Genomic DNA, 24,442 nt, shown 5'->3' on the forward strand with positions numbered 1-24,442 from the left:
GAGATGTTCGACATCTCAGACCAGCTCGGGTGTGCTGCGCTGCCCGGCATCATCGATCTCGACGAGCCCGTCGATGGTGATCCCGATGACGCGCGCGCTGGCGATGTCGAAGAACAGGCCCGACACCGTTACGCCGCGCTGGGCGATGGCCGCCTGAACCGCCGGATGCCGGTGCAGAGTCTCCAACTGCACCGCCACGTTCACCATGCTGAGCTGGTCGACAGCACCGAACCCGGCCGCCTCGGCCGCCGCCGCGACCGGGTGCCCGAAGCGGAAGCGTTCGAGGCTCGGGTCCGCGTGCGCCAGCCAGGGCCCGATCCCGGGACCGGTATCGGTTCCGGAATACAACGCCTTCATCGCGCCGCACGAGGAGTGGCCGCAGACCACGACAGAGCGCACATCCAGCTCCTGCAGCGCGAAGATCAACGCGGCCTCTACCGACGCGTCACCGGATACCGGAACCAGGTTGCCCACATTGCGGACGGTGAACATGTCGCCGGGACCGCTGCTGGTGATGATGTTGGGCACGATCCGCGAGTCCGAGCAGGTGAGGAAGAACGAATGCGGATCCTGTGAGTCGTGCAGGTCATCCAGGTGCGGGCGCACCACATGCGCATGGCTACGGTGGTATGCCGCGACGCCCGAGGTGACCGAATCGATGTTCTTGTCGTCGCTACGCCATGGACCGAGAATCTCGTCCATGACCGCCCGACCGAAGCCGCGTGCGGGCGGGCCCGCCGTGACCGCGGCCATGCGCGCACTACCGATCTCCACGAATTCGACAGTGCCGCCGCTGCTTTCCTGCTGGCGCACCCATTCCTCGATGGCTTCGAAGGCGGCGTGATCGAGGAAGTCCACGGTCATCTCGACGGTGACGTCGGCACCGGCGGGCACCTTCGCCAACTCCGTGGACAGCTTCGGCAAGGCCAGGAAGGTGCAGGAACCGTCGATGGTGACCAGCCACCGCTGCGAACCCGGGACCTGCATAGCGGCGACGGCCACTCGTACCACGCGCCACAGCAGCAGGCCGAAGGCCAGCGCCAGACCGATGATCACGCCTTCCAGCAGGTTCAGGAACACGACGGCGACCACGGTGACCGTGTAGACCAGCAGATCACCGGTGCGCCGGGCGAGCTTGATGTGGGCCAGCTTCACCAGTTGGACGCCGATCACGATCAGCAGACCCGCCAGCGCGGCCTTCGGAATCTGTTGCACGAGTCCAGCCAACGCGACCGAGAACAGCAGAATCCAGAATCCGTGCAGCACCGCAGAGGCCCGGCTGCGCGCGCCCGCCTGCGCATTGGTGGCACTGCGGACGATCACGCCGGTGATCGGCAGACCACCGAGCAGACCGGAGGCCACATTCGCGGAGCCCTGACCGATGAGTTCCCGGTCGAAATTGGTGCGCTGACCGGTGTGCATCTTGTCGACGGCCACCGCCGAAAGCAAGCTCTCGACGCTGGCGATGAGTGCGATGGTCAGCACCATGATCGCCACCGCGGACCAATCGCCGCTCGGCAGGCTCGGCAGCTCGATCGCGTCGAACAGTGAGCTGCTCAACACAATTCGCTCGGCACCTGTGGGCAATACCAAGGAAAGGACGGTGCCAGCGAACACGGCGACCAGCGGTCCGGGAATGGCACGCACCCGAGCAGGAACATAACGCCATCCGAGCATGATCGCGATGACCACCACGCCGATGAAGGCACCGCCACCGTGCAGGTTCATCAACTGACCGGGCAGCTCCACGATGTTCTTCCACGCCGAGCTGTGGGAGGAACCGCCGAGCAGCACATGGATCTGCTGCAGCGCGATGGTGATGCCGATGCCGGCAAGCATTGCGTGCACCACAACGGGCGCGACCGCGAGCGCCGCACGCGCGATGCGACTGAGCCCGAACAGGATCTGCAACAGACCGGCCGCCACCACGATGAAACAGGTGACGCGCCAACCGAATTCACTGATCGACTCGGCGACGACCACAGTGAGACCGGCAGCAGGGCCACTCACCTGGAGCACGGAACCGCCGACCGTGCCGGCGACGACACCGCCGACAACGGCGGCGATGAGCCCGGCGGCCACCGGCGCGCCGGAGGCGAGGGCGATGCCTAGCGACAGCGGTAGAGCGACTAGAAATACAACGATCGACGCAGGCACGTCGTGGCGTAGGACAGACGCCAAGCGGCCGGATCGCGATCCAGAATCATCCCCCGATTCATTGGACGGTGACAGCGGTGTGGCTACATCGTTCTCGACGGCCATTGACTCTCCTTCGCCGAACTCGGCAGGTGCCGAGGTCGGTTGACGATCAACATGTCCAGCAGGGCATAAGACCGCGAACCGGCATCTCGCGGTGAAGCAGTTCCCGACCCGGCAGCGGGTCGAGATGTAAATCCCAACAAGGGTATTGGTAAAGACTTAGCAAAGCCTGAGAAGTAGCCCCGCGGTGCCCGACTCCATGCTCGAACCACACCGTGACGTTCCGCACAACTGCCCCGGCCGACCGGAAAAGGTCGGCCGACACCGCCACCGCTACACAGGTTCCGCGGCGACACGGCTACCCGCATCGTCGAACTCGGCGATCCCGTCGACAGTGACCTCGATGAGGCGTGCCGTGGCTATGTCGAAAAACAGCCCCGACACCGCGACACCGCGTTCCTCGATCCCATAACGCACCGCAGGGTGCGCGTACAGCCGCTCCAATTGCAACGCGACATTCACCATGCCGAGCTGATCCACCTCGCCGAAACCGGCGAGGGCCGCGGCGTCGGCCACCGGATGCCCGAGACGAAACCGGTCCAGGCTCGGTCGCGCATACGCGAGCCAATCGCCCAGCCCTGCCCCTGTCTGCACCTCGTGGTGCAGCGCCTCCATCGCGCCGCAGCCGGAATGCCCGCACACCACCACAGCGCGCACGTCCAGCTTCTCCAGCGCGTAGATCAGCGCAGCCTCCACCGAAACATCGCTGCTGCCCGCCGGGACCAGATTGCCGACATTCCGGACGGTGAACAGATCACCGGGACCGCTGTTGGTGATGACGTTGGGCACGATACGAGCATCGGCACAGGTCAGAAAGAAGGAATCGGCGTCGGGACGGTTACGCAATCCATCCAGGTGCGGGCGCATGAGATGGGCGTGACCACGGTGGTAGGCCGTGATGCCCGCGGCGATCGGATCCTCCCGGTTGCCGGTGCGCCGCCACGGCCCGATCACCTCGTCGATGACCTGCCTCGAACGGCCGCGCTCCGGCGGACCTGCTTCCGCCCTTGCCATCCGCGCGCTCCCGATTTCGACGAATTCGACTATCCCGCCGTCGGATTCACGCTTGGCTACCCAGTCGGTGATCAGTTGATAGGAGGCGTGATCGAGGAAGTCGACGGTCATCTCGATGGTGACCTCGGCACCTGCGGGCACCTTGGCCAGTTCGGCGGCGAGTTTCGGTAGCGCAAGGAAGGTGCAGGTGCCGTCGATCGTCACCACCCAGCGCCCGGCACCGGCCACGGGTTCGGCGATGATCGTCACCCGGACCACCCGCCACAACAACAGCGCGAACGACAGCAGCAGGCCGATCACCATGCCCTGCAACAGATTCAGGAACACCACGCCGAGCACTGTCGCCACATAGACATACAGCTCGCCGGTGCGGCGGGCCAGCCGGATGTGTGCCAATTTCACCAGTTGCACGCCGATCAGGATGAGCAGCCCGGCCAGCGCCGCCTTGGGGATCTGCTGGACAAGCCCCGCCAGCGCGACCGCGAACAACAGGATCCAGACACCGTGCAGCACGGTCGCGGCCCTGGTCTGCGCCCCCGCATGGGCATTGGTGATGCTGCGGACGATCACCGCGGCGACGGGCAACCCACCGAGCAGGCCGGACACCATGTTCGCCGAACCCTGTCCGATGAGTTCACGATCGAAGTTCGTCGGCTTGTCCGGATGCGACTTGTCCACCGCGACGGCCGACAACAGGCTCTCCACGCTGGCGATCAGCGCGATCGTCACCATCGTCACCGCGATGGCCGACCAGCTGCCGGACGGAATCGCGGGCAAGCCGATCGAATCGAGCATGGACCCGTTCAACACGATGCGCTCGACATGCGTCGGCAGCACCAGCGACAGAACCGTTGCGACGACGACCGCGACCAGTGGACCCGGCACCACACGCACCGGGCGCGGCACGAACTTCCATGCGATGAGAATGGCGATGACAACCACACCGATGGCCAGGTCACCGCGATGCACCGACATCAGCTGTTGCGGCAGGGCCGTGAGGCTGGCAAACGACGAACTCAGCGAGTTGCCGCCGAGTAGCACATGTACCTGCTGCAGCGCGATGATCACGCCGATGCCCGCCAGCATCGCGTGCACCACCACCGGCGCGATCGCCAGTGCCCCGCGCGCGACCCGGCTCACACCGAACAGAATCTGCAGCACACCCGCGCCCATGGTGATGAAACATGTTGCTGCCCAGCCGAATTGATGCACGCTCTCGGCGACAATAACGGTGAGACTCGCGGTCGGCCCGCTCACCTGCACCGCCGAGCCGCCGAGCAGCCCGGCGACAACGCCGCCGACGACGGCCGCGATGAGGCCCGCGGCGACGGGCGCGCCGGAGGCCACTGCGATACCCAGCGAAAGTGGTAGTGCGACAAGGAAAACCACGACCGAAGCGGGCAAGTCATGGCGGCCGATGGCGGCGAGACGTTCGGGAATACCTGCGCGCGGCGGCGACGTCCGTGGTGCGGGATCGGTGTCGGTGGACATAATTCTCCTTCGCCGAATCGGCAGGAGCCGATCCGGTTCATCGGTCGAACATGTACTGGCATCGAAAGCGAGCGGCGGGCGAAGCTGTTGCTTCGTGGAGCAGCGACCCGATGACGCGAAGGTCAGGCAAATAGTAAAGACTTCGCAAAGCGTATGGAAAGCTTTTGAAGGCAAGCCGCACAAACTGCTATCAAACTGTGACCTCGATCACAGTTGAACAAGCTACGGTTCGCTGGCAGGAATGCCGGCGGTACGTCAGCCGAGTCGATGGATGATGCCGCCCGAGTCGAGGTCGTCATGGCCGGTGAAGGCGGGCGGGATTGCAACGGGTCTGCAGAACGGCGATGGCTTCGTCGAACAGCATCAGCTCGTGTGCCAGGCGTCGCAACCGAGGTCGAAGTCGCTCGAGGTGAGGTCGGCACCGGTGGCGCTGGCGTTGCCGGGCCACCGGTGGCCGAGGAGTCCCTGACCCCGGTCGACCGCACCGTCCGGTCGATCAGCGATTGGTCGCGGGGCGTTTGGGCCGCGCGAGGCGTACCCGCTGGTCGTTGGGCGCATTCTCGATGTCGTCGAGTTGCGCAATGATTGTGCTGCGCAGGTCGTCGTAGTCTTCGAACCGGTAGTCGGTGAACAACGTGTAGCCCGTCCACATCAGGTTGGCGCACACGCGTGCAGGCACACTGCCGGTTTGGGCGCCCATGCCGACCAGCGCCACCGATTCGATGCTGCCCGGCGCGTCGTTGTTCTGCCGGTGGATCGCCTGGAACCCGGCGGCACACGCCAAGGCCACATTCAGGGTCTCACGGACGTTCTGTACGGACGTTTCCATTGTCGGCGTCGAGATCAAGAACTTCGGGTCGGTCGCCCCGGACGGAACGCACACCGCGCTTCCCACCGGAAGCCTTCCCGCGAACTGATCACGGATCGCCCGCTGCACTCGCAGTTGAATCCCCGCCCCGAGGTGCCGCTTGATGACCGCATCGACCCCTCCGTCCATCCGGCCCCGGGAGTTGGTCGGGGTGACCCAGGCATCGACATGCTCGTCAAGGATTGAGCCCCTGCGGATCTCGATTTCGGGGTTGTCGGCAAACGCCGCCCGCCACGCCTCCACAACGTGCGGGTTGATGTCGGTCAGCACCACCCGCAGCGGCGCCTGCACACGGTTCATGGTCATGGTCAACTCCAATCGAGATGCGGTTCTCCCACCCGTTCACGACGCTACCGCGACCCACCGACATGTCCTCTGTCAGAGGAGATTTCATGAAATATAGTGCCGATGGTGAGCATGAATGATCCACTGGCCCTTGCTGAATTGTTCAAAGGCGGCGGTGAGCCGTGGCTGCCACTGCTGAAGCCGGTCATCGAGGCACGGCCGGACGCGGCAACATTCATGGGCCCGGGCCGTAGCCCGCGCATCGTCCCCGTCCGGGAACTGACCTTCCAGGCGCTCAAGCCCAATCCACCGCACAAGTGGAAGGTCGTCGTCTTCGGCCAGAACCCATACCCGCGGCCGGAGAGCGCCACCGGCATCGCCATGTTCGACAACACCTTCCACAACTGGAAAAACAGCCAGTTCGGACGGGTCGTCAGCATCCGCTGCATCATCAAAGCAGCGGCGATGTGGAAGTACGGCATCCCGAAGAAGACTCCGATTGCCGACATTCGCGCACTCTTGCACGAGCAGGACGCCGTGCAGCCTCCGGAATGGTTCCAGGCGATGCTCACCCAGGGTGTACTGCTGCTCAACGCAGCGCTCACCGCCAGTAGCGACGGCGCGATGGGAACCGATCAGCACACTGCGTTCTGGCGTCCCGTTGCCGAGCGGATCGTCGAAGAGATCCTCCGGGCCAAGCAGAACGCCGACGAGGCCGACCGTGGTGTTGTCTTCGCCTGGTGGGGGACCCACGCGCGCAGTCTGAAAAAGGTCGTCCTGCAACTCCAGAAGAAGTACCCCCAGGTCGAAGTCCGGCACGTAGACCACGCCAACCCTGCGGCGCAGGGCGACATCTTTTGCAACGGTGACCATTTCGCAACGGTGAACGCGGCCCTCGCAGCGCTGGGCGCCGACGAGATCGACTGGTTGCCGAGCACAGGGTGGAACAAGCTTGCAGCGGAAGCCGGCGGGACGGACCACGACATTGCCGAACGTATGGGCGCGTTCATCGCGTCCACCATGGAGCTGCACCAGCTTTACCTCGAACGGCTCGCTAGCGTCAAGGACGAGGGGCTCGTCCTCCCCGCGATCACCGGCGTATTCGACACCCCGCTCATGGACTTCCACGACGCCATCGCCCCGATCGCCAAGCTGCTGTCCGGTCTCGATCGGCACGCCGCGCTGTCGCACGAGTTCGGCAAGAGGCGGGCGGACCAGACGGCCGGGAGACTCTCCGCCAACGCGATTGCCGCCCTCCACATTTACACCTGCGAGTCCGCGTTCTATCGGGAGATCAACGCCGTCCTGCGCGCCCCCGACCGCACGAAACTCGCCCCGTACCTCCCGTACCTGCGACTGCTGTTCTCGGCGGTGTCACGGCTTCCCACACGTAGCGAGCCGTTGTGGCGCGGGGTATCGCTCGACCTGCGTGCGCAGTACCCACTAGGTCGGACCGTGACGTGGTGGGGAGTGTCCTCCTGCACATCCGAGCCCAACGTGGCACAGGCATTCCTCGGTAGTCGGGGAAAGCGAACGCTCTTCGAGGTACACCCCACTCGGGCCGTGAGCATCCGGAGTTTCTCCGCGTTCACCGACGAAGAGGAATTCATCCTCTTGCCGGGCACGCAGCTCGACGTAACGGACGTCAAGGCCGAGCGCGGCGGGTTGTGCATCGTGCAGTTGACCGAATCAGAGGAGCAACCCCTCGTGTCCTGAGCGTTGAGCTGCATCGAGTGGCTGGATGATCCTCAAAAGAAGCCGAAAGGGGCCTATTCTCACCAGCGAGCGGACGCTGGTGAGAATAAGCCTCTTTTGGTGGTCCCAGCTGGTTTCGAACAGCGACAGAATCATTCCGGACTGTGCTCCAACCTGCTCTAAAATGGCCTATACCAGGCTATTTGACGCGTGTCTGAGTTGCAGACGACAGCAGCAGTATGCAGAAATGGGCTGAGTTATTGCATGTATATTGCACGCGAAAACCGAGGGAGGACCATGGATATCCCGGTGGAGGCCTGACCCGGCTTGCCACAGTAGTGTGCTGCGCGTCAGTGGGACGGCATGGATCCCAGCGGCTGCAACAACCAGGGCATCGCCTCGATCGGCACTGCCGCGGCAGATCGGTCCCTCCGGCTCGTCTTGGACCCGGTCCTGAATTCGGAATCGGTCCCCATAATGACGCAGCCTTCGCTGTTGACCAGCACTAGCCGCTGACCGAATACCTGGAAACGCGGAAGCAGGACCTCCTCGATCGAGGCAGCCGACACATCGGCACCAGCGATTCCGAGGAAGGCTCCCGATGTGGTCGTGACCGGTATCGCGAACGTACACACGCACCGATTGGTGCACGCGTAATCGCGGTGCGGCCCGTCCACCCACCGCTTACCCTGGTCGCGCGGGATCACGAACCAGTCCATTCCGGTGTAGTCGTAGAAGTATTCACTCTGCGGATTCAATTCGAGCATCAGGCGTCGCGGTCCGCGTTGCACGTCCAGAAGCCACCATTCCAGATGCCGGGGCTGATCCACGAGAAGGCCGTCGGCCAGCACAACGCCTGCGCCGTCGAACAGATTCCCACGCCGCTCGAGCTCTCCGACAATGGTCTCGCGCAGCGGTGCTAGATCGGTCGACCGAGGAGCGGACCCCAGCTTCTCGGTGAGCCCATCCCACAGGGTCGCCATAGCGGTCCCGATGGTTGCTAGCGACAGGTAGATGTCGTCGGCCAGTCTTGCGACGGCAGAAGCGAGCGACTCGACGGTCACCGGGGCCGGAGAGTTATCGGTCTCCTTCATCGATCACGGAGCTCCAAACGTAGGGCGACGAGGCGGCGGATGCGTGATTCTGTATGTAATTCTGCCAGTTCTCTCGCCTGGGCATCATCTTCTCGTTCGATCGCGTCTAGCGGCTTTGGGAGAACGCGTGGGAGCAGTTCATCTCGTCCCTGGACTATGACATCGAGATCCGGTCATCTGCTCGACGAACCGATCGAGTCGTTCACCGCCATCTACCGGCGTGCGATCAAGGTCCGAGGGCATTTCCGGCCGAGCAGGCCGCGTTGAAATGTCTCTATCTGGTCACTCGTTCGCTCGACCCGACCTGGTCGGGTCGGGTCGGATCCGATGGACCAAGCGCTGGAAGCCCGCGGTCAACGCGATCGCGATCACCTTCGCTGACCGTTGGCCTGACGCTCGAAACCACTGATGGAAGCCGCCGGAAACACCTTTAGTGAGATGGACCCGACGGTTGGGCTGGCGCATCGACAGCCGCGGCAGCGGAGGGTACGTCGTCGCCGCGCAGTCGGAACTACCCCACGGCATCTACCGCCTAGCCGACGAGCATGCACCGATCCCGCTGGGCAAGCGCGTCACCGCCGTCGTCTCCATCAAGGACGTCTGAGCAGACGCCGACGACCCAACGAACGCGCAGGCCTGATTCCGACTGACTCGTTGGCGGGCAGTACACATCACCGTCCGTTCGACGAAGGTGGTGTGACGACGCCAGGACACGCCAGAGATCCACCCCGATCGGGCCACGCGGGCATGCCCGTGTGGCCCGATGGATGGGTTCTGGCTCAGCAGCCGACACCGCCTGATCCGCGCCGAGCGACGGCGGCCGATTGGTCAGAACTGGGTCAGGCACTCCTGCCTACCTATTGTCCAGCGCTGATGCGGTGCCCGTAGAGGGTGGGACGCCGACCTGGCCGAGGAATACCTGCGCGAACTCCAACACACCATCGAGCGCGTCGCCGCGAACCGCGCATCGGCGGGCCTGCGACGAGATCCGCCCTGGCTACCTCGAACTCGCCGCCGGATCGCACACGCTGTTCTACCGGGTAACCGCCGACGGTGTTGTCGATGTTGTGCGCGTTCTGCATCAGCGCATGGATGTCGACCTGCACCTCTGACCTATCGGAAGCGCTTGCGCCGTTGCGAGGGCTCAGATTTCTTGGGGAGCCATGCCGCAACCGCGGTGGGTGGCAGGCGTAGTTCGACCCAGTTGTTGTGGTTGCTGCCGTCGTCATCGTCCGGGATGGCGTCGGCTCGGAGCCAGCCGGTGTCGCTGATTCTTGTGAGATCCGCGACCGGGATCCCCTCGACCACATCGAGGGTGATGCCTCGAAGTATTGGCGGCAGCGCTCCGAGGGCTTGCCGAGTGAGGTACAAGCGCCCAACCGATTCCGTCGTCATGCTGCCCGACAGTAGGCGGCTGCTCCGACATCTCACCTTGCCGCTAGGGGGCAGTCGTGACAGTCGGCCCCGATTTCGAGTCGAAAACACTCGAACACAGAGGCGATTTCTGACCGCCGATAAGTGAACCACGAACCATTCGATTCCCGGACTGACCGCCGAGAACCAAGAGACCGAACGGTACCTGGTGTCGGCGAGTCTGACGCAGCCAGACTCAGTGGAGCTATAGCTTCCCTCTATGGCCTCCGACATGCAGAACAAGGAGCTCGCCTCCCTGCTCGACGCCATCGCCGAGCACACCATGACCCAACTGAAGGACATCCGCGCGGGCAAGGACGGAGCCGCGGCGTACCCTCTTCCCGCCCACATCCTTGACCACCAGATCAGATTCTCAGAAATCCCCCCAGGGGTCGGGGACGTTTTCGAAGGCGCCAAGACCGCGACCCTGGCCCAGCTCAGCAAGAACAGCGACACCGTCGGCACGGCCGTGCAGCGCTACGTGGACGGCCAAATGTCGCAGAAGGATTTCAACAAGTTGATCGACAAGGTGGAAGACGACAATGCCGACCAGTTCAACCAGCTGATGAGCACGTTGAAGGGGCAGCTCACAAGCCTCGGCAGCGAGCACCCCAACTGGATGCAGATAATCGCCAACACATTTACCACCGTCGCACAATTCCTCAGCGACGACGTGTGGGCCAAGGATCTCGAATTCCTCCAGTCGCTGGTCGAGAGCCCCGCCGAGTGGGCGAATAAGGTAGAAGCCTTCTTCCAACAAGTCCTGTCGGGCACGGTCACCGACTGGTGGCGTCAGACGTTCGGATGATCGAACGCGGCCGGTGGTGTTCGTTCGCCCAGCGGTCTGGGGCGCCGGGTCGCGCGGGTGAACAACTGGTTTACGGAGCTAATGGAGAATCAATCCTGATCGGCGGGGTCGCCGAGATACGAGAGATGGCAAAGACCCCAATTGCAGCCATCGAACTGCACCCGGCTTATGGGGTGCCGGACTGGTGAGGTCGCATTCAACCGTTTCCGGGTGTGGTGCATTCTCCGGATGTTCGAGTGCCCGTTCGGCTCCAGGCAACGTAACGGTGCGCCGGGCACCGGCGTATCCGTCGGATCTGGCCGATCAGATCGGTGTCTCGCGTCAGATTCTGTCCAATCACCTTGCGTGCCTGCGCGGTTGCGGTCTGGTGGTGGCAGTGCCGGAAGGGCGGCGTTCGCGTTATGAGCTGGCCGATGCACGAATCGGGCGGGCGCTGGAGGATCTGACCGGGCTGGTACTGGCCGTCGACCCGGCATGCTGCCCGGACTCTGCCACCGAGGAATGCTGCTGATGTCGCATTCACTGGGAATGCCCTCGTTGCCTTCGGCCGTGACCGTGGGCCTGTAGAACCCTTCGTACGAGCCCTGGTAACCCGGATCAGGGACGTCCCAGGCGGCTCCGTGCAATGGAGGGTTCTGTAATCGCCATGTGCGGACGCTGGTGATTGCCTGTTGATGATGGTGTTCGGGTGGCCTGGGGAGCGTCCTGTCGTCGGAAATTCTGTGGTCAGGCTTGTGGTTGCTTGGTCACACTGCCGCTATGGCGATAGTGGAAAAGGCTGGGCGGGTAGCGATCCGAGCCCAGAGTGTGGTTGCTGAGTGGAACCCCGGCATCGACCTGGTTGCCTGGCGGCGCTGCACCGCACGATCGCCGCATCGCGCCGGGGACCAGAACTCGCTCGACCGACAGCCGATCCTGTCGAGCTGAACGATCGACCACCCGCAGGTCGATGACCTGCGGGTGGTCGGGAGGAATCGATTCAGCTCGCCAGCTCATTCAGTTTCGAGTTCCGATAACCGAAGCCCCAGTACAGCGCAAGGCCGAGCAGCAGCCAGATCACGAAGCGTAGCCAGGTGATCATGTCGAGGTGGCTGATCAGCCAGATCGAAAAACCGATGCCGATCAGCGGCACCACCGGCACCCACGGGGTGCGGAAGGCCCGGTCGGCGTCCGGGCGGGTCTTGCGAAGCCGGATCACGCCCACCGCGACGACGATGAACGCCATCAGGATTCCGACATTGGTGAGTTCCGCGGCTTCGCGGATGGGCAGCAGGCCCGCGATCAGTGCAGAAACGATACCGACCGGCCAGATCACCCGGGTGGGCACCTTGCGGCGCTCGCTGCTCTTCCCGAAGTAGGACGGCAGCAGACCGTCACGGCTCATCGCGAAGCCGACGCGAGTGACGGCAAGCATATTCGCGAAGGCCGAAGTGGTGACGCCGACGACGGCGCCGATCGCGATGACAAGGCCGAGGATGCCCATGCCCACCGTGTCGAACGCGCTGGAAAACGGCGAGGACACATTGATTTCGGTGTAGTTGACCATGCCGACGATAACGAGGCAGATCAGCAGGTAGACAACCGAGGCGATGCCAAGGCTGATGAGAATCGCCTTCGGCATCAACTTCTTGCCATCTTTGGATTCCTCGGCGGCCGCGCTCATCGCGTCATAGCCGTACACCGCGAAAAAGGCCAGCGCCGCACCGGAAACCGCGCTGCCGACGCCGAATGGGAAGAACGGCGTGTAGTTGCCCGCCTTGATATGGAAGGCTCCCGCGACGATGACCACCGCGACGATCACCATCTTCAGTGCGACGAGTCCGGTTTGCACGCGTGCGGATTCGCGGGTGCCACGCGAAAGGAGAAAGGCGAGCAGCAGGCAGAGCAGCACCGCGAACAGATCGACCCGGTGCCCGTCGCCCGTGCCCGGCGCACCGAGTGCCCAGGTGGGCAGGTCGAATCCGATGTAGTGGGTGATGTAGTTCAGATACCCGGATACCGCGATCGCGACGACGGAGACGATGGCAGTGTATTCGAGCAGCAGATCCCACCCGATCATGAAGCCGATGATCTCGCCGAGCGCGACATAGGAATAGGTATAGGCCGATCCGGCTTTCGGGACCATGCCCGCGAATTCGGCGTAGCACAGGCCCGCCGCACCGGAGGCGACGATGGCGATAGCGAACGAAACCAGTACCGCCGGACCCGACACCTCATTGGCCACGACGCCCGCGAGCGAGAACACGCCTGCACCCACCAGCCCACCTAGGCTCAGCGCCACCAATTGCCATAGACCCATGCTTTTCTTGAAATCGCCGGTGTCGGCGACGGTCACGGGCATTCGCCGCATCACCCCGCTTCTGGTCATCGGGGGACGGGGGCTCCTGGTTACGACAGACATTGTCGTGGCCTTTCAGTGGTGATCGGTAAAACAGGGTGGTGGTCGATGGGTGTGCACGAAATCGCTTGCACTAAAAGACGAACCCCTCGGGGAACGGATCCGACGGGTCGAGCAGATAGTTCGCAGTACCGGTCAGCCAGGCGCGGCCGGTGATCGCGGGCACGATCGCAGGACGGCCACCGACCGTGGTGGTTTCGACCGCGCGCGCAGAGAAGGAAGTGCCGATGAACGAATCGTTGTGCAGCACGTGATCACCGGAGAGCAACCTGCGGGCATGCTGGCGAGCAAGCAGTGCGGAGGTGCCGGTCCCACAGGGCGAACGGTCGAACCAGCCGGGGTGGATGGCCATCGCGTTTCGGGTGTGCGCGGGCTCGGAAGCCGGGTCGAGGAACAGCACATGCTTGCAGCCGGAGATTCGCTCGTCCTCGAGGTGTACCGGACGACGGAACTCGTTGATGGCCTGCATGATTCGGAGTCCGGCGTCGAGAATCCGGTCCTTGTGCGCACGGTCGAACGGCAGCCGGAGCTCGGCGAGATCGATGATGGCGTAGAAGTTTCCGCCATAGGCCATGTCGTAGCGGACGGTGCCGAGACCAGGCACGTCGACCTCGTTGTCCAGGCTGTCGCAATACGAGGGCACATTGCGGATGGTGACCGAATCCGCGTGCCCCGCAGTGACAGCCACCGTAGCCAACACGCGCCCGGCCGGGGTATCCAGCCGAATCTCGGTCACTGGTTCGGTGACCGGGACCATGCCCGCCTCGACCAATGCGGTCGCGACACCAATAGTGCCGTGCCCGCACATCGGCAGCAGGCCACTGACTTCGATGAACAGTACGCCGTAGTGCCCGTCCTCGGTGGTGGCCGGTTGCAGGATCGCCCCACTCATCGACGCATGTCCACGCGGCTCGTTCACCAGCAGCTTGCGCAACCCATCGAAATGCTCGATGAAATACATCCGGCGCTGTGCCATCGTGTCACCCGGAATCGTGCCGACCCCGCCCGTGACCACGCGGGTGGGCATGCCCTCGGTGTGGGTATCGATCGCGGCGATGATCTTGCTGCTGCGCATCAGGCCTGTCCTTCACTATCGAGATCGGCAAGTTCGCGCAGGCGGATGGGTGCGGCCAGTGGACGCCAGGCGGGGGTGGCTGCCGCAAGGCCAGGGGCGGAGACCGTGTCCGGGCATTCCCGCGCCCGCAGTGCCTCGATGTTGGCCGCGCATATCCGGCCCTGGCACGGTCCGAGTCCGGCGCGGGTGGCGAGCTTGGCGGGACGGTAGCCGTCACCCGCGGCACGGTCCCAAGCGGCCATCAGTTCACCGCAGGTGGTGGCCTCGCATCGACAGATAACGGTGTCGGGGTGTGACCACGTCAGTACACCGGGGCGGATGGGATGCGCGGCTGCGAGCCGTGCGACGAATTGCTCGGCCGTACGGTGCCTGGCACGAAGCGCGCGGTCCGAGTCGGGATCCACGCCTGCTGCGGCAAGCCCCGCGACGGCTCCTTCGATCTCAGCGACCTGCGCCCCACCGATACCGGTGATTTCGCCTGCTGCCCAGACAGATTCGGCGGTAGTCCGCTGCGAACCGTCTACGCAGGCGAAGCCGTCGGCAGAAAGCCGCGCTCCAGCGGCGACCGCGAGTTCGTGCTGCGGGGTGAAGCCATGCGACACCGCAACCGCATCCACGGACACCGTGATGTGACTGCCGGGTATCGGCGTCCAATTCTCGTCGAGGTGAGCAACTGTGGCCTCCTCCACCCGACCGTCACCCGCCACCGCGACAACTGCACTCGAGGTGTGCAACGGAATTCGGTGTCGCACACCGGAACTGATGTACTCCACCAGCTCAGCAGCCTTCCCGAAGCTGTGCCGCAGCTCCCATGGCCTGGCAACCCAATGCCGAACGATCCGGCGGCCCGGATTGGCCTCCAACACCGCACGAACATCAGTGCCGCCCTCAGCAAGGGACTGCGCGACGGGCAGCAGGAACGGACCGGTGCCCGACAGCAGTACGGACTGCCCGACCAGAACTCGCTGCGTCTTCGCGAGAGTCTGTGCGGCACCGGCGGTATAAACCCCAGGCAGATCCCAGCCGGGAAACGGACACACCCGGTCATAAGCGCCGGTAGCGAGCACCAGCGCATCACCTTGAACGACCCGATGCGTTCGCTGATCACCTTCGACGCCGACCAGCAGTCGCACAGCGGGACAGCCACCGTCGATGTGCCGCTCGATCTGATATACCGCCGCCCACGGCAAATATTCACAGCGCGAATGCGCCATCAACCAACGCGCACGCCGCTCGGACGCGTCATAACCGTGCCCGATGGCAAGCGGTCGACGAACCCCATAGGCAGCCGGAATACGCCGGTTGTACTGCCCACCGAGCGCCTCGTTCGAATCGATCAACGTCACCGTCGCCCCATGGCGCAGCGCAGCTTCCGCCGCAGCCGTACCGGCCGGACCACCACCGATCACCACGACGTGCCTACTCATCGCTCCCCCTCCACCAGCCCGGTCACCCGGACCCGAGTGGCAATCATGTCGCCATCACGCACGGATCCCACCGCGTCGATACACAGAGGGCCGCCCCCGACAGCCAGCGCATAACCGCTCATCGCTCCCCCTCGATCACGCGGGTCCGAGTGATCACCGTGTCGCCATCACGTGCAGGTCGACGGCACAGTCGGATGTCGGGGACCCCGTTGACGGTGGCGATGCAGTCGAAGCAGATGCCGATCCCACAGAACACGCCGCGACGCCCGCCATTCGGCGCGGTCCGCCAGTGCGAGCGGTCGTCGGCCAATAGGACGGAGGCGAGCGTCTGGCCGTATACGCCCTGCACTTCGGCACCGTCTACGACGACCGCCAATGGTCGATCCGCACGGCCGATCGAGTCGGCATCCGGGGAATCATGCTGGGGCTCATAGGATTACGTGCTCCATCTTCAGGGCGATACGGGACACCGCGGCCGTGCGCAATCGGCGGCCGACCAGGTCGACCCGCGGTCGAATCGGGTTGGGGCTCAACAGGACACCTTCTCCCTGGTCGGTTCGCCTGGATGGGAGACGATGACGGCTGGGCGGTCGACAGCGAAGGGTGCGATGTCGACTCGGTCCGGGCGGCCGATGAGGGCGGAGGTGAGCAATTGCGCGGTGCCGACCGATAGACCGATGCCGGCTCCCTCGTGACCGGTCGCGTGCCAGAGGCCGGGTAGGCGTGGGTCGGGGCCGATCACCGGGAGGTGGTCATCGACGTAAGGGCGGAAACCGCCGTAGGCGCGCATGATTGCGACGTCGGCGAATACCGGGAACAGGTGTAGCGCCCTGCGGGCGATCGCGGCCAGGCTGTCCGGCCGCAGTCGGTCGTCGAAGCCACATTGACGGCGTGACGAGCCGAGTAGGAGTGGGCCGCCGCGGGTGGACTCGACCACGGCGGAGGCTTGCAGTCCGGTATCCGAGCTACCGACTGCGCCGACATAATCCGCGTCGTAGACCTTGTGGAAAACGGTGGGCGGCATGGGTGCGGTGATCAGGACATCACCCCGCCGTGGTTTGACCGCGATCGGTGCGCCGAGGCGGTCGGACACCCGGCCCGACCACGGCCCGGCCGCGTTGATCACGACATCGGCGTAGCGTGACCCCTTGGTGGTCTGCACGCCGATCAGCCGACCGTCGCGGACGATGGGCCCGGTAACAGCGCAACGGGTCTCGACCTGTGCACCGGCCGCGACGGCGGACCCGATCAGGGCCCCCGCCGCGCCGACGGGCTGGACCTGGGCGTCGTCAGGGTAATAGACGCCCGCGGTCACATCCCGGGTCAATGCTGGTTCGGCCTCGGCCAGCCGGTCCGCGTCCAGATCTTCGCAATGCACCCCGGCCGCGCGTTGGCCACGGGCGAACTCGTCCAGTGCGGCGGCACCGGCGGCCGTGGTGGCAACTACTATGCCGCCCTTGGGTTCCCATTCGACGGCGACTACTTCCTCGGGCAATCGCTCGGCGATGCGCTCGAGGATGCCGGGCCACAGCCCGCGCGAGAACTGCGCGAGTTCCAATTCGGGCCCCGGACCCTTATCCGAAACGAGGACGTTACCCTCGCCGTGTGCGGTGGTTCCGGAAGCAACACCGCCTGCCTCGCAGACCCGCACCGACGCACCAGCCAGCGCGAGCCGGTCCGCAAGCGCACATCCGATCATGCCGCCGCCGATAATCAGCACGTCGGTCCCAGCCAGAGCCGCCGCACGGGACGAGTCGAGAGTCATTGCGCGAGTGCCCCGTTCACCGAGCGAGGTACACCGAGCGGATTCTCGGTGCGCAATGGCGGCGGCAGCAGCTGATCGGGTACCGACTGGAACACCACTGGACGCAGGAATCGCGTAATGGCCGCGGTACCCACTGAAGTCGTGGCCGGTGCGGTGGTAGCCGGGTATGGTCCGCCGTGCTGTTGAGCGTAGGTCACCGAAAGCCCCGTCGGCCAGGAGTTCCAGAGCACTCGCCCGGCCGCACCCGCCCCGGCGATGAGAAGCGCGCGGGTGGTGTCGTCGGCGTGCTCGCCGAATATCGACACGGTCAACTCGCCATGGACCGACCGGGCCAGCTCCAGCAGCTCCGCGGTATCTCGATAGCTCACCAACAGTGTTGCCGGACCGAACATCTCGTGCATCAGCCGGTCACGATCGGTCAGCACCGCCCGCGCAGTCGTGGCGAGCAGCAATGCCTCCCGGGGTCCGCCACCGGTCAGCACCCGCACATCCGGATGTGCACGCACCTGTTCGACAGCCCTGGTGAAGCCATCCTCGATCTGATCGTTGAGCATCTCCCCCGTCGGCACCGGCGCGGTACGGATCAGCTCGGCCAGCACCGGCGACCCCTCGGGCACCGCTACCAGCCCGGGCTTGGTGCAGAGTTGCCCAGCACTCGAACTCACTGCCATCAGCAGCCCCTCGGCGATCTCCGCCGCCCGCGCCCGCGCCGCCTCGGCCGTAACGAACACCGGATTGATCGATCCCAATTCCCCGTAGAACGGAATCGGCACCGACCGCCCACCAGCCAAGTCGTACAGCGCGCGTCCGCCCGCGGTGGAACCGGTGAAGGCCGCGGCAGCGACTGCGGGATGCAGGAGCGCACGCACCCCGGCGTCGCGGCCGAATATCAGACCGAATGTCCCATGGGGAGCACCACATTCGGCGATCACTTCGTCGAGGAGCCGGCCGACCGCACGGGACAGGGCCGGGTGCCCAGGATTGGCCTTGACGATGATCGGGCATCCGGCAGCCAACGCGGATGCGGTGTCACCACCGGCAACGGAGAACGCGAACGGGAAGTTGCTCGCCGAGAAGTTGAGAACCGGGCCGAGCGGAACATTCATCCGGCGCAGATCCGGTCGCGGCGCACCCATCGGCCACTCCGCATCCGCACCGTCGATGCGTACATCGAGGAATCCGCCGTCGAGCACCGACTGCGCGAACAGACGCAGTTGGAAGCTTGTGCGCTTCAGCTCACCCGCGAGTCGCGGTTGCGCCAGATGTGTCTCGAGCATGGCCAGTGGGATCAACTCGGCAGCATGTGCGTCGAGCCGGTCCGCGATACCACCGAGCACCCTGGCCCGGTCGGACAGTGCCATCCCTGCCCACGGCCCCGCTGCCGCCGCCGCAGCTTCGACGATCGCATCGACCTCGTCCGCCGTCGTGTCGGCGACGGATTCGACCATGTAGGTCATCGCGCTCTCACCTCCCGTAGTCACGTGGGATTACCGGTAGCCCTTGGCAAGCACATCACGGGTGTCGGCGGTGATCTTCGCAACCAGCTCGGGCGCCAGCGGAACCCGTGGCGGGCGGCACGCACCGCCACGACGTCCGGCCAGATCCATCGACAGCTTGATCGCGTGAACGAATTCGGTCTTCGAGTCCCAGCGCAGCAACTTGTGCAGCTCGCGATACAGCGGCAGTGCCTTGTCCAAGTCCCGGTTCACCGACGCGTTGTACAGCTCCATCGTCGCCTGCGGAATCGCATTCGGATACCCGGCCACCCAGCCGACCGCGCCGGCGATACCGAGCTCGAGCACCACATCGTCGGAGCCGATGAGCACGTCCAGTTCGGGGGCGAGTTCCTTGATTTCGTAGAAGCGGCGCACATCGCCGGTGAACTCCTTGACACCGACGATGAGGCCCTCGGCATGCAGGTCGGCCAGGATGTCCGGGGTCAGGTCGATGCGCGTATCGATCGGGTTGTTGTACGCCACGATCGGCAGGCCCACCTGCGCCACGGTGCGATAGTGATCGAGGATCGAATCCCGACCGCCGCGATAGGTGTTGGGCGGCAACAGCATTACCGCATGCGCCCCGGCCTCGGCGGCCTGCTCCGCCCACCTGCGCGCCTGTAGCGCCCCATAGGCCGCGATACCCGGCATCACCGTAAATCCTGCGGGGGCCGCGGCGATGGCCGTGGTCACTACCTTGGCGCGCTCCTCGTCACCGAGGGTCTGATATTCGCCGAGCGATCCGTTCGGACTCACGCCGTGGCAACCGTTGGCCGCCAACCACGCCACATGTTCGCCATAGGTGTCGTAATCGACCGAGAGGTCCTCGGTGAACGGCAAGGTCGTCGCGACCAACACCCCATGCCAGGGCTTATTCGCTGCCGTCGCGGTCGTTTCGGACATGAGAGCCTCCATCGAATCGAGAGTCCGGGTAGAGCGCCCGGCCGCCAGTGCCACTTCAGTGCCGTGTGACATTGCACTGACGCTAGCGGTGTGGCGCCACTCACGCAACCACTTGCGTGAGTGGCATCACTTCTCTATGGTGCAATGTCACACATCACAGTGCATAAGTTTTTCGCGCCCGGTATCAACATCTCGGCAGCGCTGACTCCGGCGTGCTCGGTTCACCCGACCCGCCATTCGATCTCCGACGAAGGTGAACACCATGACCGCTGTCGACGACACCGCGACTACTCAGCTACGGGCCGATGCCCCCACCGGACTACGCCGTATCGTGGCCGCGGCCATGGCAGGCGCCGTCGCCGAGTGGTACGAGTTCTTTCTGTACGGCACGGCTTCGGCACTAGTCTTCGGCGAGGTGTTCTTCCGTTCCAGCGGCAATGCCGTCGACGGCATCATCGCCGCGTTCGCGCTGTACGCCGTCGGCTTCCTCGCCCGCCCCTTCGGCGGACTGCTGTTCGGCCACTTCGGCGACCGCGTCGGACGCAAGGCATTGCTCCAGCTCAGCCTGGTCGCCGTCGGTATCACCACATTCCTCATGGGTTGCCTGCCCACCTTCCACACCATTGGATACTGGGCGCCGATCCTGCTGGTGACGCTGCGTTTGATCCAAGGTTTCGCGTTCGGCGGGGAATGGGGTGGTGCGGTACTGCTCGTCAGCGAGCACAGCCCGGATCACCGGCGCGGATTCTGGGCCAGTTGGCCACAGGCGGGGGTACCGCTGGGCAACGTGCTCGCAACCGTCGTGATGCTGGTCCTGTCGGCGAATCTGACCGACGAGCAGTTCCTGTCCTGGGGTTGGCGCATCGGCTTCTGGCTGTCCGCCATTGTCGTGATCGTCGGCTATTGGGTGCGCTCCAGCGTCGACGACGCACCGATCTTCGTCGAGGCGCAGGCCATGATCGAGGCGGATCAGCGCCGCTCGCTCGGCATCGTCGAGGTGCTCCGCTTCCATTGGCGTGAGGTGCTGATCGGCATCGGCGCCCGATTCGCCGAGAACATCCTCTACTACATCGTGGTGACCTTCTCGATCACGTATCTCAAGCTCGTGGTGCAGGTGGATACCGCTCCGATCCTGGCACTGATGCTCGCGGCACACTTACTGCACTTCTTCATGATCCCGGCCGCGGGTCTGCTCTCAGATCTGATCGGCCGCAGGCCGGTGTATCTCACCGGCGCGGTACTCACTGCCGGATGGGGATTCGTGGCCTTCCCCATGATGGATACCGGCAACTACGCGGCCATCATCACCGCCATCACGCTGGGGCTGGCCATCGAATCGCTCACCTACGCACCATATTCCGCGTTGATGACCGAAATGTTCCCGACCCACGTCCGCTATACGGCGCTGTCGTTCTGCTATCAGATCGCGCCGATTCTGGCGGGCTCGCTGGCCCCGCTGATCGCCATCAGCCTGCTCAACGGATTCCACAGTTCGGTCCCGATCTCGCTGTATCTGGTTGCGGCGGCGGTGATCTCGGTGATCGCGGTCGGCCTCGCGAAAGAGACCTCCGGTAAGTCGCTGCGAGCTGTCGACGCGGAGGCCGCCGAGCGGTGAGGATGTTCTATGCAACGTGACATGGCATAGAATCCCTTCGACCGATCGAATCAGCTGACCATGGGCAGGGGAACGATGACGTGAGTACCGACCAGTTCACCCAGATGGAGAAGGTCAGCCTGCGCGATAAGGTTTCGCGGGCACTCCGCGCGGCCATCATCGCCGGCGAGATGGAGCCGGGCGTGGTGTATTCGGCGCCGACCCTCGGAGCACGATTCGGGGTATCCGCCACCCCCGTCCGCGAAGCAATGCTCGATCTGGCGCGCGAGAACCTCATCTCGATCGTGCCCAACAAGGGATTCCGCGTCACCGAAGTCGCCGAGAAGGATCTCGACGACATCACTCAGATCCGGCTGCTACTCGAACCTCCCATCGTTGGCGACGTCACGCCGCTGATTCCGGCGGAGGACCTCCCCCGATTGCGCGAACTCGCCGCCAAGATCGTCGAAGGTGCCGAAAAGGGGGATCTGGTCGAATACACCGCGGCCGACCAGATCTTCCACCTGACGTTGCTCGACTACGCAGACAATCCACGCCTGACCACCCTCGTCTCGGACCTGCGCGACCACACCCGCCTATTCGGCCTCGCTTCTCTCGCCAAGAAGGGCGAACTCGTCGACGTGGCCCGCGAGCACTTCACGATCGTCGACCTCATCGAATCCCGAGATCAGGATGCTGTAGAAAGCTTCATGCGCGACCACATCAGGCAGGCCCGTGGTCGCTGGGCCAAGCCCGAAGACTAGCGGGTACTGACCTGAGAGATCAGGTAGGCCGACCACCAGACCGATCGCCGGGCCACCACGGACGGTCAGGTGCCGTGGCCGGTTACAGCGTTGTGCACTTGGTTGACGCAAACGCCGGCAACGCCGTCGCGGGCGCTCTGTGCCGGCCGGAGTACTACTCGGATACGTTCCAGCGGCTCAGAAAGCGCGCCGGACTACGTCGCATCCCGCTGTTAGCGCATGGGGCTAACCGACTGTCATCTCACCCATATCCGACCAGTCGGTGGCGTCGATGGTCTGGCTAATGATCTTTGGTGTCGACGCGAGCGCCTGCGGTAGTTCGTTCATCGCGGTCTTGAAGTGGGGACTGGCGACGTGGGCGCCGCCTGCGGCTTGGTCTCGGAAGGCTTCCACAAGAACGAATTCGGTCGGGTCGTCGACGCTGCGCGACCAGTCGAACCAGAGGTTGCCGTCCTCGGCACGAGTGGCCGCGGTGAACGGTCCTACGAGGTCGAGCCAGCGGTCGGTCCATTCGGGCTTGGTCTTGAATTTGACCACGATGAAGATCATGTCGGTCCTTCCTCCTACGGTGGGTCGGGCTGCCGCGATACCGCCCGACTCCCGTGGGTGCTTGGCGGTGCTAGTTGCGAACATCCCATTGTCGGTCGATCAGTAAATGTTGGAATGCCGAATCAGGCCATCGCCAGGTCGCCGAATCCCGGGGCGATGATCGAGCCGGGGTTGACCATGATCTCTTCAACGATCAGGGTCTCGATGGTGAGCAGTAGAGCGGCGATCGATGCGGCGCTGCTACGCCGAGAACTCGTCGGCGAGGGTGTTCCAGAACATGAGCTCGTAATTCTGGAAGAGCCTGGCGTATAAATGCGCCTCGCCTGGCTTCAGCCGCCCGGTGTCGAGTCCGGCTTGGATGGCGGCGACGGCCCGCTGCTCGACCTCGGAGACCTCGGCAGCGAAGAAGTCGAAGAACGCGCACGCGGGGTCGTCGAAGTCGTAGTGGGTGCGCATCGCCGCGGCTACGGCCTTGCAGTAGCGGCCCCATGCGGTGAAATTCGAGTAGATGCCCGCTGCGGCGGCGGAGGGTTCGGCGTGCATCGCCAACCAGGCGACATAGGCCGGATACGCCTGGCAGCCCGCCCTCGGCAGCTCCATGCCCTGGTCGGGCCCCACCGCCGCCACCAGCGCGTCCAGCATGCCGTTCGCCTGCTGCTCGCCCGGTGGGAGCCCACCGAAGAAGACACTGGCGTGCGGTTCGTCCGCCCGCGCCGCCATGGCGTGGAAGCTGCGCCAGTCGCTGCTTGTGATGCGCTGCTGCTCCGCCGCGATCGCCGCGAAGACCGCCAGCGGCGCCTTACCCGCCGCGATCAGCGGGATCAAGCGGTTGTCGTCGTCGTGCGGGCCCAGCTCCGCCTGGATACCGTCGAGCAGCGCACGGGCGGAAACAGTCATCGGAACCTCCCTATCGGACGGGTATCTCTGTCTATTCAACCGCCCCGCGATAACTATCGCGGTCATTCGGTTCCGTCGACGCCGTGTTCGACATCCCAGCATTCCCGGGCCGAGGCGATGACATCCTTGTGATCTCGCGACCAGTCGGCGAGCGCGCCGATCGCCGCGGCCAGACTGTGTCCGGTCTCCGTGAGCCGAAACTCCACCTGCGGCGGGATCGTCGGATATGCGACCCGCTCCACCATGCCGTCCCGGCACAGTCGTTTGGTCGTCAGTGTCAGCATCCGCTGCGAGATCCCCGGAATCGCCCGCCCCAATTCACGGAACCGCCGCACACCCTTGCTCAACTCCACGATCACCAGCACCGTCCACCGATCGCCGAGCAGGTCGAGCACATCGCGGATGCCGCAGTCGTCACCGCCACAGGGGCCCATCGGGTTACGCGCCACCCGAGCAGTGATCTGACGATGCAACAACATGAGGGAGACATTCGCACCGAAGAATGCCATCGAACTGAGACAACACCACTGGCCACAACCTGAGACAACCCAGAAGCGGCCAGGTCAATCACCCGGCAGCTGCCCCCAGCCGCTGACCGGTTGGTGGAAACTCCGCCAGTTGCGACGCCGGACCCTTGTCCTTCTCGT

At 64.5% G+C, this 24,442-nt stretch carries 21 protein-coding genes and 2 pseudogenes; 8 read left to right on the top strand and 15 right to left on the bottom strand.

The genetic code is table 11. From position 1 onward, the window contains the following. Positions 1-15: 15 nt before the first annotated feature. The 3 genes from OHA42_RS30285 to OHA42_RS30295 form a co-directional block, all read right to left on the bottom strand. A complete protein-coding gene (locus tag OHA42_RS30285) occupies positions 16-2,262 on the bottom strand; it encodes a SulP family inorganic anion transporter (RefSeq protein ID WP_406231171.1) in 2,247 nt (748 codons plus the stop codon). Positions 2,263-2,532: 270 nt separating this feature from the next. After that, positions 2,533-4,764 carry a SulP family inorganic anion transporter gene (locus tag OHA42_RS30290; RefSeq protein WP_406231172.1) on the bottom strand — a complete coding sequence of 744 codons (2,232 nt, stop codon included), beginning with the start codon at positions 4,762-4,764 and terminating at the stop codon, positions 2,533-2,535. Positions 4,765-5,260: 496 nt separating this feature from the next. After that, entirely contained in the window at positions 5,261-5,938 is a 678-nt protein-coding gene (locus OHA42_RS30295) for a macro domain-containing protein (RefSeq protein ID WP_406231173.1), read from the bottom strand. A 102-nt stretch (positions 5,939-6,040) separates the two neighbouring features. Between OHA42_RS30295 and OHA42_RS30300 the strand changes: the two genes are divergently transcribed. Further along, the gene (locus tag OHA42_RS30300; RefSeq protein WP_406231174.1) at positions 6,041-7,633 is read left to right on the top strand and encodes an ADP-ribosyltransferase domain-containing protein; all 1,593 of its coding nucleotides are present in this window, start codon (positions 6,041-6,043) and stop codon (positions 7,631-7,633) included. 329 nt (positions 7,634-7,962) lie between these two features. Here OHA42_RS30300 and OHA42_RS30305 read toward each other — a convergent pair whose 3' ends face one another. Then, positions 7,963-8,706, bottom strand: coding sequence for a hypothetical protein (locus tag OHA42_RS30305; RefSeq protein WP_406231175.1), 744 nt, complete (start codon positions 8,704-8,706; stop codon positions 7,963-7,965). Positions 8,707-8,816: 110 nt separating this feature from the next. On the opposite strand from OHA42_RS30305, the pseudogene OHA42_RS30310 reads away from it, so the two are divergent. From OHA42_RS30310 to OHA42_RS30320, 3 genes and pseudogenes are all read left to right on the top strand, one after another. Then, positions 8,817-9,115: pseudogene (locus OHA42_RS30310) on the top strand (transposase); the annotation flags it as partial. A gap of 24 nt (positions 9,116-9,139) precedes the next feature. Beyond that, positions 9,140-9,310: a hypothetical protein gene (locus tag OHA42_RS30315; protein WP_406231176.1), complete on the top strand. Its 171-nt coding sequence runs from the start codon at positions 9,140-9,142 to the stop codon at positions 9,308-9,310. Between the two features lie 288 nt (positions 9,311-9,598). After that, positions 9,599-9,818: pseudogene (locus OHA42_RS30320) on the top strand (type II toxin-antitoxin system RelE/ParE family toxin); the annotation flags it as partial. Position 9,819: 1 nt separating this feature from the next. Here OHA42_RS30320 and OHA42_RS30325 read toward each other — a convergent pair. Beyond that, positions 9,820-10,101, bottom strand: coding sequence for a hypothetical protein (locus tag OHA42_RS30325; protein WP_406231177.1), 282 nt, complete (start codon positions 10,099-10,101; stop codon positions 9,820-9,822). Positions 10,102-10,339: 238 nt separating this feature from the next. Between OHA42_RS30325 and OHA42_RS30330 the strand changes: the two genes are divergently transcribed. Beyond that, on the top strand, positions 10,340-10,927 hold the full coding sequence (locus OHA42_RS30330; RefSeq protein ID WP_406231178.1) for a hypothetical protein: 588 nt from the start codon (positions 10,340-10,342) through the stop codon (positions 10,925-10,927). 184 nt (positions 10,928-11,111) lie between these two features. Next, the gene (locus OHA42_RS30335; protein WP_406231179.1) at positions 11,112-11,438 is read left to right on the top strand and encodes a winged helix-turn-helix domain-containing protein; all 327 of its coding nucleotides are present in this window, start codon (positions 11,112-11,114) and stop codon (positions 11,436-11,438) included. A 468-nt stretch (positions 11,439-11,906) separates the two neighbouring features. Here OHA42_RS30335 and OHA42_RS30340 read toward each other — a convergent pair whose 3' ends face one another. From OHA42_RS30340 to OHA42_RS30370, 7 genes are all read right to left on the bottom strand, one after another. After that, a complete protein-coding gene (locus OHA42_RS30340) occupies positions 11,907-13,295 on the bottom strand; it encodes an amino acid permease (RefSeq protein ID WP_406231180.1) in 1,389 nt (462 codons plus the stop codon). A 103-nt stretch (positions 13,296-13,398) separates the two neighbouring features. After that, positions 13,399-14,400, bottom strand: a complete 1,002-nt coding sequence (locus OHA42_RS30345) for a proline racemase family protein (RefSeq protein ID WP_406231181.1) — start codon at positions 14,398-14,400, stop codon at positions 13,399-13,401. Further along, a complete protein-coding gene (locus OHA42_RS30350) occupies positions 14,400-15,827 on the bottom strand; it encodes an FAD-dependent oxidoreductase (protein WP_406231182.1) in 1,428 nt (475 codons plus the stop codon). The genes OHA42_RS30345 and OHA42_RS30350 overlap by 1 nt, the downstream gene beginning before the upstream one ends. 118 nt (positions 15,828-15,945) lie before the next feature. Beyond that, positions 15,946-16,203: a (2Fe-2S)-binding protein gene (locus OHA42_RS30355; RefSeq protein WP_406231183.1), complete on the bottom strand. Its 258-nt coding sequence runs from the start codon at positions 16,201-16,203 to the stop codon at positions 15,946-15,948. Between the two features lie 153 nt (positions 16,204-16,356). Beyond that, positions 16,357-17,592, bottom strand: a complete 1,236-nt coding sequence (locus OHA42_RS30360) for an NAD(P)/FAD-dependent oxidoreductase (protein WP_406231184.1) — start codon at positions 17,590-17,592, stop codon at positions 16,357-16,359. Next, entirely contained in the window at positions 17,589-19,049 is a 1,461-nt protein-coding gene (locus OHA42_RS30365) for an aldehyde dehydrogenase family protein (protein ID WP_406231185.1), read from the bottom strand. Before OHA42_RS30365 ends, OHA42_RS30360 begins: the two co-directional genes overlap by 4 nt. A gap of 30 nt (positions 19,050-19,079) precedes the next feature. Beyond that, entirely contained in the window at positions 19,080-19,991 is a 912-nt protein-coding gene (locus tag OHA42_RS30370; RefSeq protein ID WP_406231186.1) for a dihydrodipicolinate synthase family protein, read from the bottom strand. A gap of 262 nt (positions 19,992-20,253) precedes the next feature. Here OHA42_RS30370 and abaF point away from each other — a divergent pair, with 262 nt between their 5' ends. Together abaF and OHA42_RS30380 are read left to right on the top strand one after the other, a co-directional pair. Continuing rightward, a complete protein-coding gene (gene abaF / locus OHA42_RS30375; RefSeq protein ID WP_406231187.1) occupies positions 20,254-21,606 on the top strand; it encodes a fosfomycin efflux MFS transporter AbaF in 1,353 nt (450 codons plus the stop codon). An 80-nt stretch (positions 21,607-21,686) separates the two neighbouring features. Continuing rightward, a complete protein-coding gene (locus tag OHA42_RS30380; protein ID WP_406231188.1) occupies positions 21,687-22,349 on the top strand; it encodes a GntR family transcriptional regulator in 663 nt (220 codons plus the stop codon). A 225-nt stretch (positions 22,350-22,574) separates the two neighbouring features. On the opposite strand, the gene OHA42_RS30385 is transcribed toward OHA42_RS30380, so the two are convergent. The 3 genes from OHA42_RS30385 to OHA42_RS30395 form a co-directional block, all read right to left on the bottom strand. Further along, positions 22,575-22,898 carry a putative quinol monooxygenase gene (locus tag OHA42_RS30385; RefSeq protein ID WP_406231189.1) on the bottom strand — a complete coding sequence of 108 codons (324 nt, stop codon included), beginning with the start codon at positions 22,896-22,898 and terminating at the stop codon, positions 22,575-22,577. Between the two features lie 240 nt (positions 22,899-23,138). Next, the gene (locus OHA42_RS30390) at positions 23,139-23,795 is read right to left on the bottom strand and encodes a hypothetical protein (RefSeq protein WP_406231190.1); all 657 of its coding nucleotides are present in this window, start codon (positions 23,793-23,795) and stop codon (positions 23,139-23,141) included. A gap of 62 nt (positions 23,796-23,857) precedes the next feature. Further along, positions 23,858-24,304: a winged helix-turn-helix transcriptional regulator gene (locus tag OHA42_RS30395; RefSeq protein ID WP_406231191.1), complete on the bottom strand. Its 447-nt coding sequence runs from the start codon at positions 24,302-24,304 to the stop codon at positions 23,858-23,860. Positions 24,305-24,442 lie beyond the last annotated feature (138 nt).

Origin of the sequence: Nocardia sp. NBC_01009, assembly GCF_045208035.1 — a bacterium.
Classification (GTDB): Bacteria; Actinomycetota; Actinomycetes; order Mycobacteriales; family Mycobacteriaceae; genus Nocardia.

Coding starts and splice junctions, on each gene's coding strand:
- OHA42_RS30285 (WP_406231171.1), bottom strand. CDS start 2,262: ATGGCCGTCGAGAACGATGTAGCCACACCGCTGTCACCGTCCAATGAA.
- OHA42_RS30290 (WP_406231172.1), bottom strand. CDS start 4,764: ATGTCCACCGACACCGATCCCGCACCACGGACGTCGCCGCCGCGCGCA.
- OHA42_RS30295 (WP_406231173.1), bottom strand. CDS start 5,938: ATGACCATGAACCGTGTGCAGGCGCCGCTGCGGGTGGTGCTGACCGAC.
- OHA42_RS30300 (WP_406231174.1), top strand. CDS start 6,041: ATGGTGAGCATGAATGATCCACTGGCCCTTGCTGAATTGTTCAAAGGC.
- OHA42_RS30305 (WP_406231175.1), bottom strand. CDS start 8,706: ATGAAGGAGACCGATAACTCTCCGGCCCCGGTGACCGTCGAGTCGCTC.
- OHA42_RS30325 (WP_406231177.1), bottom strand. CDS start 10,101: ATGACGACGGAATCGGTTGGGCGCTTGTACCTCACTCGGCAAGCCCTC.
- OHA42_RS30330 (WP_406231178.1), top strand. CDS start 10,340: ATGGCCTCCGACATGCAGAACAAGGAGCTCGCCTCCCTGCTCGACGCC.
- OHA42_RS30340 (WP_406231180.1), bottom strand. CDS start 13,295: ATGACCAGAAGCGGGGTGATGCGGCGAATGCCCGTGACCGTCGCCGAC.
- OHA42_RS30345 (WP_406231181.1), bottom strand. CDS start 14,400: ATGCGCAGCAGCAAGATCATCGCCGCGATCGATACCCACACCGAGGGC.
- OHA42_RS30350 (WP_406231182.1), bottom strand. CDS start 15,827: ATGAGTAGGCACGTCGTGGTGATCGGTGGTGGTCCGGCCGGTACGGCT.
- OHA42_RS30360 (WP_406231184.1), bottom strand. CDS start 17,592: ATGACTCTCGACTCGTCCCGTGCGGCGGCTCTGGCTGGGACCGACGTG.
- OHA42_RS30365 (WP_406231185.1), bottom strand. CDS start 19,049: ATGACCTACATGGTCGAATCCGTCGCCGACACGACGGCGGACGAGGTC.
- OHA42_RS30370 (WP_406231186.1), bottom strand. CDS start 19,991: ATGTCCGAAACGACCGCGACGGCAGCGAATAAGCCCTGGCATGGGGTG.
- abaF (WP_406231187.1), top strand. CDS start 20,254: ATGACCGCTGTCGACGACACCGCGACTACTCAGCTACGGGCCGATGCC.
- OHA42_RS30385 (WP_406231189.1), bottom strand. CDS start 22,898: ATGATCTTCATCGTGGTCAAATTCAAGACCAAGCCCGAATGGACCGAC.
- OHA42_RS30390 (WP_406231190.1), bottom strand. CDS start 23,795: ATGACTGTTTCCGCCCGTGCGCTGCTCGACGGTATCCAGGCGGAGCTG.
- OHA42_RS30395 (WP_406231191.1), bottom strand. CDS start 24,304: ATGGCATTCTTCGGTGCGAATGTCTCCCTCATGTTGTTGCATCGTCAG.